15 protein-coding genes are annotated in these 16,576 nt (G+C 36.4%); 8 read left to right on the forward strand and 7 right to left on the reverse strand.

Translation table 11 applies throughout. The annotated features are described in order from the left end of the window. Positions 1 to 227 precede the first annotated feature (227 nt). Together NTX65_05945 and NTX65_05950 are read right to left on the reverse strand one after the other, a co-directional pair. The gene (locus NTX65_05945) at positions 228 to 920 is read right to left on the reverse strand and encodes a response regulator transcription factor (protein ID MCX6168857.1); all 693 of its coding nucleotides are present in this window, start codon (positions 918 to 920) and stop codon (positions 228 to 230) included. Next, positions 913 to 2,028, reverse strand: coding sequence for a histidine kinase (locus NTX65_05950; protein MCX6168858.1), 1,116 nt, complete (start codon positions 2,026 to 2,028; stop codon positions 913 to 915). Before NTX65_05950 ends, NTX65_05945 begins: the two co-directional genes overlap by 8 nt. A gap of 118 nt (positions 2,029 to 2,146) precedes the next feature. On the opposite strand from NTX65_05950, the gene NTX65_05955 reads away from it, so the two are divergent. From NTX65_05955 to NTX65_05975, 5 genes are all read left to right on the forward strand, one after another. After that, positions 2,147 to 2,809 carry a DUF4395 domain-containing protein gene (locus NTX65_05955; GenBank protein MCX6168859.1) on the forward strand — a complete coding sequence of 221 codons (663 nt, stop codon included), beginning with the start codon at positions 2,147 to 2,149 and terminating at the stop codon, positions 2,807 to 2,809. Between the two features lie 71 nt (positions 2,810 to 2,880). Continuing rightward, positions 2,881 to 4,530: a rhodanese-like domain-containing protein gene (locus tag NTX65_05960; GenBank protein ID MCX6168860.1), complete on the forward strand. Its 1,650-nt coding sequence runs from the start codon at positions 2,881 to 2,883 to the stop codon at positions 4,528 to 4,530. A 492-nt stretch (positions 4,531 to 5,022) separates the two neighbouring features. Then, complete coding sequence (locus NTX65_05965) at positions 5,023 to 5,838, forward strand: GNAT family N-acetyltransferase (GenBank protein MCX6168861.1); 816 nt, start codon at positions 5,023 to 5,025, stop codon at positions 5,836 to 5,838. A 180-nt stretch (positions 5,839 to 6,018) separates the two neighbouring features. Then, positions 6,019 to 6,681 (forward strand): hypothetical protein, encoded by a 663-nt coding sequence (locus NTX65_05970; protein MCX6168862.1) that lies wholly within the window; start codon positions 6,019 to 6,021, stop codon positions 6,679 to 6,681. A gap of 199 nt (positions 6,682 to 6,880) precedes the next feature. Then, positions 6,881 to 8,050, forward strand: a complete 1,170-nt coding sequence (locus NTX65_05975; protein MCX6168863.1) for an alpha/beta hydrolase-fold protein — start codon at positions 6,881 to 6,883, stop codon at positions 8,048 to 8,050. Between the two features lie 131 nt (positions 8,051 to 8,181). Here NTX65_05975 and NTX65_05980 read toward each other — a convergent pair whose 3' ends face one another. Further along, positions 8,182 to 10,305, reverse strand: a complete 2,124-nt coding sequence (locus tag NTX65_05980; GenBank protein MCX6168864.1) for a GWxTD domain-containing protein — start codon at positions 10,303 to 10,305, stop codon at positions 8,182 to 8,184. Between the two features lie 208 nt (positions 10,306 to 10,513). Here NTX65_05980 and NTX65_05985 point away from each other — a divergent pair, with 208 nt between their 5' ends. Next, entirely contained in the window at positions 10,514 to 12,688 is a 2,175-nt protein-coding gene (locus NTX65_05985; protein ID MCX6168865.1) for a DUF5916 domain-containing protein, read from the forward strand. 72 nt (positions 12,689 to 12,760) lie between these two features. Here NTX65_05985 and NTX65_05990 read toward each other — a convergent pair whose 3' ends face one another. Next, positions 12,761 to 13,465, reverse strand: a complete 705-nt coding sequence (locus NTX65_05990) for a Spy/CpxP family protein refolding chaperone (GenBank protein ID MCX6168866.1) — start codon at positions 13,463 to 13,465, stop codon at positions 12,761 to 12,763. Between the two features lie 170 nt (positions 13,466 to 13,635). On the opposite strand from NTX65_05990, the gene NTX65_05995 reads away from it, so the two are divergent. Together NTX65_05995 and NTX65_06000 are read left to right on the forward strand one after the other, a co-directional pair. After that, positions 13,636 to 14,430: an alpha/beta hydrolase gene (locus tag NTX65_05995; GenBank protein MCX6168867.1), complete on the forward strand. Its 795-nt coding sequence runs from the start codon at positions 13,636 to 13,638 to the stop codon at positions 14,428 to 14,430. A gap of 455 nt (positions 14,431 to 14,885) precedes the next feature. Continuing rightward, positions 14,886 to 15,014 carry a hypothetical protein gene (locus NTX65_06000; GenBank protein MCX6168868.1) on the forward strand — a complete coding sequence of 43 codons (129 nt, stop codon included), beginning with the start codon at positions 14,886 to 14,888 and terminating at the stop codon, positions 15,012 to 15,014. A gap of 74 nt (positions 15,015 to 15,088) precedes the next feature. Here the strand turns inward: NTX65_06000 and NTX65_06005 are convergent, their stop codons facing one another. The 3 genes from NTX65_06005 to NTX65_06015 are packed head-to-tail and all read right to left on the reverse strand — an operon-like array spanning position 15,089 to position 16,572. Continuing rightward, positions 15,089 to 15,730, reverse strand: a complete 642-nt coding sequence (locus NTX65_06005; protein MCX6168869.1) for a hypothetical protein — start codon at positions 15,728 to 15,730, stop codon at positions 15,089 to 15,091. Between the two features lie 18 nt (positions 15,731 to 15,748). Next, positions 15,749 to 16,207, reverse strand: a complete 459-nt coding sequence (locus tag NTX65_06010) for an 8-oxo-dGTP diphosphatase (protein MCX6168870.1) — start codon at positions 16,205 to 16,207, stop codon at positions 15,749 to 15,751. Positions 16,208 to 16,209: 2 nt separating this feature from the next. Further along, positions 16,210 to 16,572, reverse strand: a complete 363-nt coding sequence (locus NTX65_06015) for a four helix bundle protein (protein MCX6168871.1) — start codon at positions 16,570 to 16,572, stop codon at positions 16,210 to 16,212. Between the last annotated feature and the right edge of the window lie 4 nt (positions 16,573 to 16,576).

Consider the following 16,576-nt stretch of genomic DNA (forward strand, 5'->3'; position numbering starts at 1 on the left):
CTAAATATTTCACTTGCCGACTGGTAATTTGAAATGATTCCGCTCATAAATTGGCGTGCAAGTTAAATATCAAGTAGTTTTGCCAATACTAGCATTGTCTTTCCGGGTTGTCCTCGCAATAAGGCTGTGGAGTAAACTAATTTTCCCGCAGAGCGGGATTTCGGAATGCGCGACAGTTGAGTATTCTAAAGACAAATGGGATTTAGATTAGATAGTAATTATGAAGTCTACAGATTTTCTATATTATCTATATAGCCCCTGCCGATTGGAATTGCTACTCCATTTACCTCAACTATTTTAGCTGTGTATGATTGAATCTTGCTGACCGAAATTATAAATGAGCGGTGAACTCGTTTGAAGAGATTTGCCGGTAAAAGGTCTTCAATTTCATGTGTACTCATTTTTGAAATGTATTCTTTTTTAGTTGTAATGATTTTGATGTACTCCCGTTGACTTTCAATATAAACGATCTCCGAAAATAATATTTTCACCTTCTTTTTTTGCACATTAAGAAATATATAATCCCGTATCTCCTGGGTTTCATGCGGCTGATGATTTTCTCCTTCCGCTGTTTTTACCTTAGTCACAGCTACTAAAAAACGCTCAAAATCAAACGGCTTTAACAAGTAATCCGTAACGTTTAGATTAAATCCTTCCACGGCATATTGATGATAAGCTGTTGTAACAATTACCGCGGGAGGATGTGTAAGCGTTTTTAAAAATGTCATGCCTTTCAATTTCGGGAGGTGAATATCTAAAAAGATTAGATCGACATTATTATGCCGTAAATAATCTGTTGCAAGAATGGCATCTTTAAATGTTCCATTCAATTCCAGGAAATGTATTTTAGAAATATAATCCGATAAAATTTTTACGGCCAACGGTTCATCTTCTATTATGATGCATTTTATATTAGACATGGCTTGCAAGATTAATTTTTAAAGTAGCTGTAAATAAGGATTCAGTCTGCTGAAGAGATAGATTGTAATCCGTATAGAGTAATTCCAATTGACGCCGCAAATTAGTAAGACCTATGTTCTCCTTTATACCCTGTTCTTCAGAAAATTTTTCCGTAGAATTTTTTACAATGAAAACCAAAAGCCGGTTATTTATAGAAAGATGAATATCAACCAGCGGATGAGCCCTTGTTTCGGATACACCATGTTTAAATGCATTCTCTACTAATGGTATTAACAATAACGGCGGAATAGCTTGTTTCATGTCTTCGACGTCATAGTTAAAATTGATATGTAACGAATCATCGTAACGCAATTTTTCAAGCTCAATGTAATCACTTATTATTATTAGTTCATGTTCAATTGCTATATACGCACCGCCGGTTTCATAAAGCATGTAACGCAATATTTTCGACAAGCGTAAAATTGATTCCGGGGCAAGATCAGATTTATCCCTTGTCAATGAATAGATATTATTTAACGTGTTGAATAAAAAGTGCGGATTTGTCTGCGACTTGAGGTAATTCAATTCAGCCTGTTGTTTCTCAATTTGCAGCTGCTGCGCTGTTACTTTTAATTTTTTATAATCATAAATGTGCATAATGATTCCAAAAAAGAAAATTGAACCGATGCTGTACGGACAATGAAATCCAAGCTGAAGTTCTTCGGCACTTAAGACTGTATAAATATGCAACTGGGTTCCTATATTGATCCAGACATGGAAGCCATAAGTGAACAATATAAAATGGGCTGCCAAAAGGAGGAGAAACTTAAAGATCTTTTTCCGTGTTGCGGGACTCAGAGTATACTCGTAGAAAATAAAATTGAGAAGAATAATATAAACAGCCCGGTAAATTTCATCCAAAGTTTTTATTACAAATGCTTGAGGATATTTTGCCAGGTAACTCAACAGCCAAAGCAATAAATAAGATGCACCAACCCACAAATAGAATCTGGCACGCTTCAAATCGATCAATTTTATCCAGCTGTTAATAGAATATCTCCAAAGTGAGTTGCAATACTCTAATATAATTATTCCAACCAAGATTACCAGAATTTTTAGTTGACGCAATTACACCGTTAGTGTACTAGAACACGGTGTATGTAGATATTCCGTTTTTGTTCGCTTCCGATTTGCATATTCTTGCGTCATAACATTATACAAATTAACAAAATAAGGAAAAGCAGTAATGAATAGAATTATAAAGTTTGGAGAAGATGTTGAAGGATATCAAATCCCCGTATTAAATGAACGTGAAATTAGGGCTGCAGCAGGAATTCTATTTTTAATAATGTTTACTTCTATTCTAACAGTAGTATTAAAGAGTAATTTTTTACTTTTAAAATATTCTATAGTGATATTCCTTACAGATATTCTTTTGCGTGTCTTTATTAATCCCAAATTTTCTCCTTCCTTAATTCTTGGACGTTTGATTGTTAGGAATCAAGCGCCTGAATATGTCGGCGCAAAACAAAAAAAGTTTGCCTGGGTAATAGGAGTAATATTAGCAGCGATAATGTTTATTCTTTTAGTAGTTGTAAATTCTTATAGTCCAATAACAGGTATTATCTGTTTAATCTGCCTCATATTTTTATTCTTCGAATCCGCGTTTGGTATTTGCCTGGGATGTAAATTTTATACAATGATTTATAAAGAAAAAACTCAATACTGCCCCGGTGAAGTTTGTGATTCTAAATCAAAACAAGATATTCAGAAAACATCCAAAGGTCAGATACTTATAATTCTTGGATTTATTGCATTCATTTTTCTTACGGCATATTTGTTTAACGAAAATTTTAATGAAAAACCATTTCCCTTATTTGGAATTGAAAGTGCATCACACACAAAATAAAAATGTATATGTATTACATAAAAATTAACAATGTGAATTCAATTGCACATTAAAAATAAACCGGAGAAAAAATGAACCCACAGAAAATCAGTTACTTTTTCTTATTTACCGTTGCGATTTGTCTGCAACTGACACAACCTATGAAGGCTGAAGAAGGAATCAAGGGCAATCTCGTCACTGTCGGCTGGTTGGAGAAAAATCTTAAAAATTCCGATGTTCTAATACTAGACGCCTCACCTTCCCAGATCTATTCAGCTAAACACATTCCAAGCGCAATTAACTATGACATATTCACTTATGGTCCATTGGAAATGCCCGTCACTGAAATAGAAAAAAAATATCAGTCTTGGGGAATTAGTTTAGGGAAAAAGATAGTGATCTACGATCAGGGCGCGGGAATTATGGCGACCAAACTATTTCATTCTCTCTATTATTACGGCTTCCCGGAAAAAGATCTTCTAATATTGGACGGCGGACTTTACATGTGGCAGCAAGACGGAATGCCGGTAACAAAAGAGATTGCACCTACAACAAGCAAAGGTGTCTTTAAAATAGAAAAGATTAACGAAGATGCAAGAGTCGAATTACCGGAATTCCTTACAGCATCCGGTGACCAGAAAAATTTTGTCTTACTTGAAGCACTAGATGCTGATTGGCACTTTGGGGTACAACAATTTTTTAACCGGCCCGGACATATCCCTAACGGAATCCTTCTTCCGAGTTTAGATTTTTACAATCCGGATAAGACTTTCAAATCGGCAGAGGAAATTAAAAAGATGCTGAACTACTTAGGAATCAAACCGGAACAAGAGATATATACTTATTGCGGCGGTGGAGTTGCAGCGAGTGTGCCGTACTTCGCTCTTAAATTCATTCTGAATTATCCTAAAGTCAAACTTTTTAATGAGTCCGAGTTGGGATGGCTTAAGGATGAACGAGAACTGCCGTTTTGGACTTACGATTCCCCGTTTCTAATGAGAGAAACAAACTGGTTAAAAACATGGGGAGGAAGAATGATGAGGATGTATGGAGTCTCACAAGTTAGTATTGTTGATGTTCGATCCGCAAACGCGTACAAACAAGGTCACGTACCCTTCGCACTGAACATCTCTGCAGAATTATTCAAAAGCAATTCCACGAACCCGGCAAAGCTTGCAGATATTCTTGGTTCAGCCGGTGTAGATACTTCTCATGAAGTGGTCATTATTTCAGGTTCCGGATTGTCGAAGGAATCAGCCCTTGCGTTTGTAATGCTGGAGAAATTGGGACAGAAAAAGATCTCTATCTTTATGGACTCAATGGATAAATGTGCACAACTTGGTTTTGCATTGACAAAAGATGCAACAGTTGTAGGACCTCAAAAGGTCCGCGGAGATTTATCGATACCCACAACAACTTATCCTAGTAATTTACATAAGGGAGTTATAATTGCAGATCTAACTAACACCCAGGGAATTTACCCCAAAGTATTTATTGCTTCAGGCTCAAATGTGCCGCCTAAAATTCAGGATGGAAAAGTTGTTCATGTGCCGTTTATAGATTTCCTGAATGCCGACGGCACTCCAAAAACCGCGAAGGATATATGGAATATCTTAACCAAGGCAGGCGTACCAAGGTATGCTGAACTTGTTTGTTTCTCCGATGATCCAAGTGAAGCTGCTGTAAACTATTTTATACTCAAGCTGATGGGGTACCCAGATATAAAAGTGCTCGTGATATAGGAGCAACTAACATTCATGTACATGTTAGCTGAGAGTTAGTTGTTTGGATAAACGACATGGCAGGTAAAGAATCTATTCGAAAATTTATTACTGATTGATCATAAATAATAGAAAGAAAAAATCAATGAAATGAACGCAATTTGGTCTAGACTTCTTTATTCTCATGACGGATGAGCTTTTGAGCAGTGATACTATTTTATTATGGTTAACGGCTATCAATTGGTTTTAACGGAATAACCATATTCCATGTTGATCTTACACCATTCTCCTTAAAACCCGTTGCAATAAAGACATGGGTTGATTTACCATCTTGAACTAAAATTTGCGGCCGTTCGGTATTGTTCTTATTATTATTTTGCGATTTCAATCTGCACCGGCGGAATGTTATGGGCAGGGCAAAGTACGAGGGATCTTTTATCCCGATAAAAAACATCGGGATCTTCGACTTTAGTTGCGACTCCGAAATGCTTAAGAATCAATCAGAGAATAAAAATGTACGAAGTAAGGCAACTGTTACAATCAGAAATAGAATTGTTGGTTGATTTACCTCCAAAAGAATGGGATATGAATCTTCCAAACATTGTTTCACTTCACTATGGTTATCCATATTTCTATCCGATTGTGGCATGCAAGGAAAATGAAATAATAGGATTTGGGAACGGAATCTTAAACAACAAAATTGGCTGGGTTGGTAATATTATAGTTACACCAGAAATGAGAAGACAAGGAATTGGTTATCAGTTGACAAATCATTTGGTTGAATTCTTTAAGAAGAACGGATGCGTTACTCAATTACTAATAGCCACTGAATTGGGTAAAAATATTTACAGTAAGATTGGCTTTAGAACATCCTCTACATATCATATTTATAAATCAGGCAATGGTTCTAATAATTACCAGCAAATTACCAGTGTACGAAAAGTAAGAAAAGAAGATTATCCCGCGTTGAGAAAACTTGATATGGAAATTACGGGAGAAGAAAGATCACACTTGATTGAAAGATTCTTTTCAACCGGTTTAGTCTATTGTTGTGAAGAACCAAGTGAAATACAAGGAGTATATCTTCCGGATTTGGGTAGCGGCTTTATATTAGCAATTAATTCAAAAGCAGGCATTGAATTGATGAAATACAGATTTAGTCAAGGGAAAACAACTGCGACTATACCATCCGATAATGTTGATGCAATAAAATTCTTGGAAGAAGAAAATTTCCAATTACAAAAAATTTTACCGAGAATGGTCTTAGGTGATAAATTAAATTGGAAACCGAATTTAATATTCAATAGAGGAACAGGTTATTTCGGGTAATAAATTAGAACATGTAAATCAATTTGTATTCTTGATACACCACTATAAAAATAATTAGAAGCTTAACCAGCTTTTCCACATGGCGTTAGTTTTCATTGCGTCATTGCTATTAAGCGCGGGCATATGAAAGGCAATACCATCGTACACTAATTCAAACACATTTTTAAGGAGCGGAATGAGATGAGAAGAAATGTTTTTGGTTTCGTGTTTTTCCTAATTATATATTTATCTTCATCCGGCGCTCAAAGTATTATCACACCGGATATTAAAACAATTCTAAATGGAGAGGGCTGGAAAGGTAAATTCGTTTCGGCCGAGCTTGCAAAAAAAGAATCTTCAGATGCACTGATGATAACGAAAACCGAAGGAGATCAATTTATTTGGCTTGATAATTTTAATTTTGCGTACGGTATCATCGAGTTTGATGCAAAAGGAAAAAGTAGTCCGCCGCAAAGCAGTTTTGTCGGTATTGCCTTCCGTGTTGTTGATGAGAAAACTTATGACGCAATATATTTTCGCCCCTTTAATTTTCGTTCCACGAATCCTGCTAATAAGTCTCATGCCGTCCAGTACACTTCGAATCCGGAATGGACATGGAACCGTTTACGCAACAATCATAACGGAGAATATGAAAAAGGGATTGAACCGGCACCTAATGGAGATGAATGGTTCCATGCTAAGATTGAAATCATGAATCGGGAAATAAAAGTTTATGTGAATAATGCAGACGATCCGAGTCTTGTAGTGAAAGAATTGTCTAATCGGAAAGATGGTTCTGTCGGTCTTTGGTGTAATGGATTTGGTATCATAGCAAATTTAAAGATCATTAAACAAATAGATTGACAGATGTAACAATTAATAGTGTAAAACACACCGCCTAACTCGGACAACCCCGAATCAAGTTTGGTGTAAACTAATTTTCCCGCGGAGCGGGATCCCGGAATGCGGGACAGTTCAATATTGTTCTAATTATTATATTGCGATTTCAATCTGCGCCGGTGGTCTGCGGGACAGGTAAATAAAAACGTGTAATGGAGATAAAATGTTATACAAAAATATATTTCTTATAGTTTTTATTCTTTGGGCGAATGCTAGTTTCAGCCAAGCCCAAATAGTAATAGGACAGAAGGAAGTTCTTCACTCAAAGATTTTAAATGAAGACCGCGTATATCAAATTTACTTACCGGAGAGTTATAAGTGGGCTTCAGATCGAAGCTACCCGGTACTTTATCTGCTTGACGGTGATTATAACTTTTTGCATTCAGTCGGTTCGGTAAGTTTTCTATCCGGACAAGGAGAAATTCCGGAATTAATTGTTGTAGCAATTACAAGTACAGTTAGAATAAGAGACTTTACACAGACGGATTGGTCATCTCACTGGATCGGAGGCGGCGGTGCAAATAACTTTAAAAGATTTCTTTCGGAAGAACTTATCCCGAAGATTGATAAAGACTTCCGGACAAAGAGTTTTCGTATTCTATCCGGGCATTCGGCATCCGGGCAATTTGCGCTTTACTGTTTAAGTTCTCAACCTTCCCTTTTTAATGCATATTTCGCAATAAGTCCAAGTCTCGATTGGGACAATGAACTTCCGCAAAGATCGCTGGCAGAATCATTTAAAACCAGAGATAGTTTAAAAGCATTTCTTTACTTCGCTTATTCGGATGATCTGGAAGGTGCATTGGATCAAGATTTGAGAATAGTTGAAACTCTTAAAACAGAATCTCCCAAAGGATTACGGTGGATTTGTAAGGGATTTCCGGATGAAACTCACGGCAGCGTTACACTGCTGGCACAGATCGACGCTTTACGGCAGCTATTCACCGGGTATAGGTTCCATAATGATCTTCTTAGTAAGGGTCTTGAGTTTGCTGAAAAACATTTTCAAGAAGTATCAAAAAGATTACGGTATGATATCCCCGTTCCCGAAGATATAATAAATAATTTTGGGTATGAAGCAATTGATAATGGAAAGATTCAAGAAGCTATTTTATTATTCAAACGCAACATAGAACAGAATCCAAATTCTGCGAATGCATACGACAGCATTACCGATGCTTATGAGAAAGCCGGTATGTGGCGGGAGGCAATTGAGTCATCTGAAAAAGCAGTGGAATTAGCAAAAAGATATGATGATCCGAATCTTAGTAATTTTATTTTGCATGCAAAGAAAATAAAAGATAGAAGTAAATTGAAAGCTGAAACAAAATAAGCCATAACACCCAAATCGACCGGATGCCGTTTTAAAAGCGGCATTCATTAGTTATGTTATATATTTATAATTCAACCATGATTATTGTTTTTTTTCTGTTGCTTATAAAAAACTATGGTAAATCAGTTTGTTTAATTACTCCAATCAACAACCGATTTAGTTTCTACTTCTCTTCCGCTTATCTTGTCTTTGATCAAAACGACAATTAAATATTTCCCTTTGGGATATTTACTAAGATCAAGTTGTAAATAAATTTTAGAATCCTTCCCGGCTGTCTGGTAATTTGAAGTGAGAGAGATCTTTTCTTCATTCTTGCCGATACCCAATAGATCCAGCACAGATTTGAAAGCATCTTCCACATTGAAATCTTTTTCTTCTTTAAACTCACTAACACTAATTCTTTGTTCAAAATTTGTTAATCCTTTTGCGTCTGTCCCGAGATTATAGACTTCATAATAAAGATACGGGCGGTTAGTTTTATCAAATTGGTTTGTCGGATTCGGCTGGATAAAAATATTTCCCCTTTGAACAAAATGGTCCGATGTTTTTTCAAGTTCAACCCGCGATGCAAGAATGAGATCGCTTATATCGAGACGCGTATTGCTGAATTTTTTGATCTTAATTTTTGAACGGTTAGCCGAAGTTCCGTTATCATTTGTCCGCCTTATTTCCAGGGCTACAAAACCGGAATCCGTCAACACCGGTACGTCAATTGTGTTTACCAATAATTTTTTGCCGGATGCGGAAATGACATCGTTCACTGCATCAAACTTTTCGATTCGTTCTTTTTTGCTTTCCTTCTCTTCGTAATCTTTATCAAAGAAAAAGACTCCTGCTTCGTGATCAATTTTAAAATTATCCGCAATGCGTAAAGAGTCAGCAGCATCCAAAGCATAACTTACAAGAAGATCGGTATGGTTTCTCAAATCCAAACTTTTCAATTGAGAAAAATTAAACGGTGTTTCAATCGTCGGTCCGTCAAATTTAGGTTCGTAGTAGGAATAATAATTCCGCCGCAGATCTGCAATGTAAGTATTAGTATCCCCGGTGAACTGGGATGCAAGTTTATCCTTCTCGGCGGCGGGTGCAGAAAAAATATAATTTCCGCTCGAAGCCATATCTGTAAATCCAAGTGTGAAGTCTTTATAATTCCACACATCGGTTTTTACCATGACGGCATTATCTCCCATTTGCGGGCGCATTCTAATTCTGCTTAACGGTTCGCCGTATCGAAGAATAACTTCGCCGCGGTCGGACTTCCAGCCGACAATTCCCATCTTAGGTACGCTGAAATTAAGATTTGAATAAGCAACGCGCGTATAATGTTCAAGCAGACGCTCGTTATAATCTGTAAGATAGAGCGGCTCGGAAACTTTCCAGTATAAGTTTATAAAATCTTCTAATTCATCATCGCTCATTTTTTTCATTACATCATCGAAAAGCGGATCCAATAATAACTTAACGGAATTGATTGTAAAATCTTTCCGTTCATCTGGGTCCATCAAAGAAATCGCTTTCTTGTATTCGCTAAAACTCTCTTTGATTTTAGAAGAATGATAATAGAGCAATCCTAGAGAAAGATGAATATCGCGGTCGTCTTTTTTATTGCGGACCAACCTCTGCAAAAGTGAAATTCCTTTTTCCGGTTCTTCCGCTTTCTGATACAGCAAACTCAGTTTGAGTATCGCATCATAATTAACAGAATCAATTGAAAGAGCATTCTTATAATACTTTTCCGCCTCACGCAGATCTTCATCAGCATATTCTTGAAGAGGCATAAGAATTCCATCCGCATTCCGGACGGATTTATCAAACTCGGAATATTCTTTTTCTTTTATTGAGCCGAGATTAATCCATGCATTAACTTGTGTACTGTCCAATTTTAAAATTTCTTTGTATTCATCAATTGCTGTAAAACGCGCAAAGTCTTTACAGATTTTTGCGTACTCATATTTATACTCAATATTATTCGGATCTTTCCAAACAGCCTTCTGAAAATTCTCAAAAGCTATATTGCGCGATAGAAAAGTGTTTCTGCTAAGATTGATTTTGGCTAGTTCGAAATATGAAGGGGCGTCGGAATTTTGGCGGATCGATTCTTTAAATAATTGTTCTGCCCGAAGTGTATCTTTTGCTTTGAGCGCTTCAATTCCCATTTTATAAAGATCATCTGTTGAGCAGATAGAATTTTCTAAAAATGAAAAAAATAATAAAAAAGCACATGCCAAAATTATATTTAAAGTTTTTCTGTCCAAGTTTCCTCTCACCGGGAAAAACTTACTAACAAACCGATTCATAATCAATTCTAACAAAAATCTCTAAACCGGTATTTTTGCGTAATCGTTTCCAATATCTTTTAAATATGATTTTTAAGAAAATCCTTTTCAAAAGTAGATTTTCTTATTTCGTAACCTTTGTTCTTAGAAGTTCGTCTAAACTTCAGACCAATTACGGGATAACCATATGAAAAAATATTTTACTCTTTTACTGTTTCTTCCAATTATGCTTTTTGCCCAGGAGAAAGAAAAAGTATTGGTGCTAAAAAAAATTAATACGCCGATTAAAGTTGACGGTATAATTGATGAGGCATGGAGTAAAGCCGATTCGGCAACAAATTTTTTTCAGCTTTCGCCGTTTTACGGAAAGCCGGCTACTAAAAAAAGTTATGCTAAAGTCCTAACAACCGAAACTTCTCTCTTTTGTTTAATAGTTTGTTACGATGAAAAACAAAACATACAGCAGAATACAGGAAAACAAGACGATATGGGTGGCGACGTTGTTTCAATTATGCTCGATACTTTTGGCGATAAACAATCGGCGTACAAATTTGCCGTAAATGCCGCCGGAACCCGTGCCGACTGCCGCCTTCTAGATGACGGGCGCAACCGCGATTACAGCTGGGACGGCATCTGGTTTTCTGATGCCAAAATATACGACTGGGGTTTTGTTATTGAAATTGAGATTCCTTACAAATCAATTCAGTATAATGAGAAATTAACTTCATGGGGATTGGATTTTGACAGATGGCGGCCATTAAACAGTGAAGATCTTTACTGGAGCGAGTACACTCAAAACGAAGGGCAGCGTATTTCAAAATTCGGCAAGCTATTATTTCAAGAATTCAAACCGTCAATCAAAGGATTGAATCTTGAATTTTATCCGACAGTTTTTGGAAAAATTGACTACATCGGCAACAACAAATACAAAGTTGATCCGAAAGCCGGCATCGATATTTTTTACAATCCATCGCCTCAATTAACTGTTCAAGCTACAGCTTACCCGGACTTTGCACAGATAGAAGCCGATCCGTACGAATTTAATATTTCCCGTTATGAAGTTTTCTTTTCCGAACACAGACCATTTTTTGTACAAGGAAGAGAAATATTTATGCCTTCGGGAGCCGATAGAAATTCCGGTTTCTATAATCCATTGGAATTATTCTATTCAAGAAGAATCGGTAAGAAATTGCCGGATGGATCGGAAGTTCCAATAACTTTTGGTGCAAAAGCATTCGGCAGAATTAATGATTGGGAATACGGGGGATTTGTTGCACGGACCGAACAAAAAGATTTTACAAATTACGACGGATCGAATTCAACAGAACCTTCATCAATTTTTATTTCGGGTAGAGTGAAAAAACAAATTTTGGATAACTCCTCTCTCGGAGTTCTATTCGTAGGCAAACAAACGGCAGATAACACATACGGTGTAATTGATATTGACGGAGCGTTTAGAGGACCCGACTGGCAGCTAGCTTATCAAGTAGCACGCTCGGTCAAAAATTCAGATGGAGATTTCGCAGTATCAGCTGGTTTTAGAAAAATCGGTACTACCTGGGTAAATTTATTCCGTGGAAGATATATAGGATCCAATTTCGATATTGATCAAATTGGATTTGTTCCGTGGCGAGGTACCGCTGAACTTGTTACTTTAACCGGACCGGCTTGGTATCCAAAAGAAGGTGAAATTTCACAGATCTTAATTTTTACCGGACCGGTATTAAATTATGAAAAAGTTGACGCATATACAGATTGGGCATTCGTTCTTGGTATGGATATGTCCTTCAGAAGTAATATCGGTTATGAAGTTGAAATTGATCTTGGCAAATCGAAAGACTTAAATGTTAAATATGATTTTCATTCGTACAGATTCAGCGGCTGGACCAACCAGGCAAAATGGAGCGCAAACATTAATGGCGGTTATCAAAAAACTTACAATTTCAGTAGAAATTATCTTGCCGGATTCGGAAATTTCGGTGCATCCTTCAGCTGGAAAATATTTGATATACTCGAGCTCGGTTCTTCTTATTATATGGGAATTGAAGGAAATCCGAATGGAAACATCGAAGAAATTTCTTACAACGCTCGTCCTTATTTTTCTTTAACACCAATTAACGATTTAAATATTAGGACTTATGTTGATAATACATGGCGAAGATCAGGTGACGGAATTGATAGAGTTTTTGTAGGTTTTTTATTTGCATACCAATTTTCACCTAAAAGCTGGCTTTATCTGGCTCTTAACGAAGTAGACGAACGCGATTATAAATACGATTCGAGCAATAGATTACTTGGAAGTCATATGATGTTAACGGACCGGGTTTCTGTTTTCAAACTAAAATATCTTTATTACTTCTAGAATTAATAAAAGCTATTTAAAAACAAAGAGCTCCGGTTGATTGGCCGGAGCTCTTTTTTTGACTTAAATTCTTTATGAGCAAGGATCCGGAATTCTTGAAATTCTGTTGTTCCATTTAACAAGCTGATCCGGTGTTAAGATTTTTGCAATCTCGGCAAACAGGTTAGCTTTCTCATCGCACATTTCTTTCTTTATCTCAATAGACTTAGGATTATTTTTAATCGCATCACGCGTTGTTTCATTTAATGTTTTTATTTTAACCGATGCCTGCGCTCTAGTAAGTGTCCCAGCTTTTACAGAATCGGCAATCGCTTTACGATCGGCATTTGCTTTTGCGATTATATCGGCGTTAGCATCTTTAAATTGCTGTACAAGCGGTTTGATCGTCGCATGGAATTGAGTCATCTGATCTCTAATCTGGCTCTTCTGAGCATCGGTCAAATTCAATCCTCTGAAAAAGAGTCCAAGATGTTTTCCCATATCAAAATGCATCAGCCATGGATTTCTATTCATCATTTGATTTCCTGGAGAGAATGAATTCATAGAACTCATGAAACTGTAATTAGCAAGAGTAGTATTGAATGTCATGTTGCTATCCAAAGTAGCATCTTCAATTCCATTTAAAACATCATTATAGTCTATTACAGCAAATTGAGGAGAATCGAAGTCTAGTTGATCGGGGGCACTCACATCGGCTTTTTCGCTGCAGGCACTAAAGTAAAAAAGCGGAATTAATAAGATTATTGCAATAAAGAGTAATGATTTTAAATTTTGCATTTTTCCTTCCTCCTGTTATTTATTTTCAAACTATTGACAGGTACTTGCATTGTAAGGTTTAAACCCGGTAATAATTTTTTGACACTTTCTTCAAAGTAAACTAATTTGTCACCGCTACTGTTGGTAAATTATCACTATTCTTTTTACAAAGTAAAGGAAAAAGGAAGATTATGAATCAATCAATCAACGGTGTGTCTGTAAACACATTCGGTAATAGTAAGAACCAAACCATTATTTTCGTTCATGGGTTTCCATACGATCATACAATGTGGGAAGATCAAATTGAATTATTGAAAAATGAATATTTCTGCGTCGCTTACGATGTACGCGGTCTCGGCGAAAGTGTTGTTGGTGACGGACAATATACAATGGAAGCATTTGTTGATGATTTGTTCTCTGTCATTAAAGAATTGAAACTGAAAAAACCGGTATTGTGCGGGCTTTCGATGGGCGGTTATATTGCTTTACGCGCGGTTGAAAGAGATCAATTTATTTTTGCCGGATTAATTTTATGCGATACAAAATCTGAAGCGGATGATGATACGGCTAGACTTAAAAGAGCGGCTGGCATAAATCAAATTAATTCCGGTGAGTTAATAAAGTTCGTTGATGCATTCGTAACAAATTGTTTTGCTCCTGAAACACCAAAAGAAAATGAGAAGATGTTTCTTACAACATTATTCAAAGCTCATAAGCACGATCCCATTGGAGTAAAAGGCGGGATAATCGCAATAATGAGCAGAACCGATACTTCATCATACTTGTCTAAAATTAAATTGCCGACATTAGTATTGTGCGGTTCGTTTGATACTCTTACTCCTCCGGTTGTAATGCGTCATCTGGCAGAAAGAATTCCGGGTTCGGAATTTGCAATTATACCGCGTGCCGGACATATGACCCCGATTGAAAATCCGGATAGCGTTAACGATTTGATTTTAGGTTTCTTGAAAAGGAAATTTCAATAATGTTATGTTGGGACAACTCGTGAGTTGTCCCATAAATGATTATTTTTTTTCACATATTATATGTTGGAAAGAGAAAGAAATCGATTACCTGGATTTGATTATTCAGCAAGCCATTACTACTTCATAACCATGTGTGTCAACCATATGTTGCCAATTTTAGGAGAAGTTCTTGAGGGTAAGATGGTATTGAATAACTACGGAAACAGTGTTGAAGAATAATTGCTGGACCTACCCCAAAAATATCTTTACGTAGAATTAGATGAATTTATAATTATGCCTAATCATGTTCATGCAATAATGATTATTGATAGGGCTAATGTTTTGACCCATTCAGATAATAGGACAAGTCGCTACTTGTCTCTACAGCAAAAGATAAAACCTTTATCGGAATTGGTGGGAGTTTTCAAAACAACATCATCGAAAGCAATTCATGTTACCGGTCTAAAGGATTTCAAATGGCAGCGGTCGTCCATGATCGAATAATTCGGAATGAAAAGGAATTATATAACATAAGAAAATACATTAATCAGAATCCTTTGAAGTGGGAAATTGAAAAATTTGTTGCGGAAAATCTTGATTTATAAAAATCTTTTTTCAGGATAACATTTTGGAAATAATTCAATAATGTAGTGACAGCTCGTGAGCTGTCACATAATATTTATTTTTTCTTTTCGTTGATAATGCTTTCGATACTTCTAAAGTTTGGATTGGCTTTAAACTTAGGAGGATTTTTCTTTGCATCTTTTTCTGTGACTTTAAGCAGAGATTGATCTGAATCTATTTTCTTTGATCCTTCTTTTATAACGCTGTCAATGTTTTTAAAGTTGGGGTTGGTTTTTGCGGCGGAGCTATCGTGTTTTGCTATTGTCTGTTCAATTTTTTTAATACCTTGATCTATGGTTGTTACCTTACCTAAATCTAATGATAGAAGAGAATCAAAATATCCCATTGCACCGATTACAAAACCAAGTGTTATTAAGCTTGAACAGAAGACGGGCAAAAAATAACCGCTGAGCCAGCGAACGATTAAGCTAGAATGCTTTCTTTCCATCGATTCAAGTTTTTTTGCCGTAGCAAAAATTGTAACCGAAAGAACCCAGCTAATTACTACTCCAAGGAATAAAATTACAAGAAAGAAAATTTTGGATTTTACAACCACAGCACCTGCGATTACAATGGCAAAAAAAATGAGGAAAAAACTTATTCTTTGATTTAATAGATTTTCCGTGAACGCCCGCTCTTCGTTAAAATCACGGTTTGAGGAATAATCATCTTTTGGATTTTTACCGATTGATTTCATTTAATTCCTCGTGAATGATTAGTAGAATTCAACCGAATGAGAAATATATTTTCCATTTTCATAAACAAACTTTGCGCTGAAAAATTTATCCTGGAATAACCACGGAATAAAAAATTTATCGCCTTCCCATAAATTCAATTCCAAAAGTTTGCCGTTATGAATCCATTCAAGATGCCCCTCGTTCGAATCGATCAACTTTCCTTTATATTTCCGAGAGGTAAAAAGAAAAACGTACCAATCTTTTTTTTCGTCGAACATTGGAAATGTAATGAATCCGTGAAGCATTGGATTGATCATCAGCAGACCGCTCTCCTCTTTTACTTCTCTTATCGCGCATTCTTCCGGTGTTTCACCTGCTTCAAACTTTCCGCCTAGACCGTTCCACTTCCCTTCATGAAAATCATTTTTTTTCTTGATGCGGTGAAGCATCAAAGTTCTTTTCCCATCCATAAGATAACAAAGAGTAGCGAGCTGCATATTTATTTTGTCTGATTAATTGATGAGGCAAGGATTGAAGAGATATCGTCAAGTTCGTCCAGGAACCATTTTACTTTTTCGGCTTTGGCCCGTTTACTGTCGCGTACCAGCGCAAGCCATAATTTACTTTCGTTCGCGTATTTAAGCGATGCGATTGTATAACTTGTCAATTCCCTTTTTGTCGATACGGCAGAAGCTTCTATATAATTACTTATAACGCTTGTTCCGCTGCCGAAAAGTTCATCCGCAATTTTTTGAGAGACATGATCCTTAGGAAGCGAGTCGACAAATTCAATTAACTTGAGTGTGAAGAAATAAATCCGTTTTCTAAATTCGCCTCTCGACTTCGTGGTTTCAAGCTGCATTAGT

The sequence above is a fragment of the Ignavibacteriales bacterium genome, assembly GCA_026390795.1.
Taxonomy (GTDB): domain Bacteria; phylum Bacteroidota; class Ignavibacteria; order Ignavibacteriales; family Melioribacteraceae; genus Fen-1258.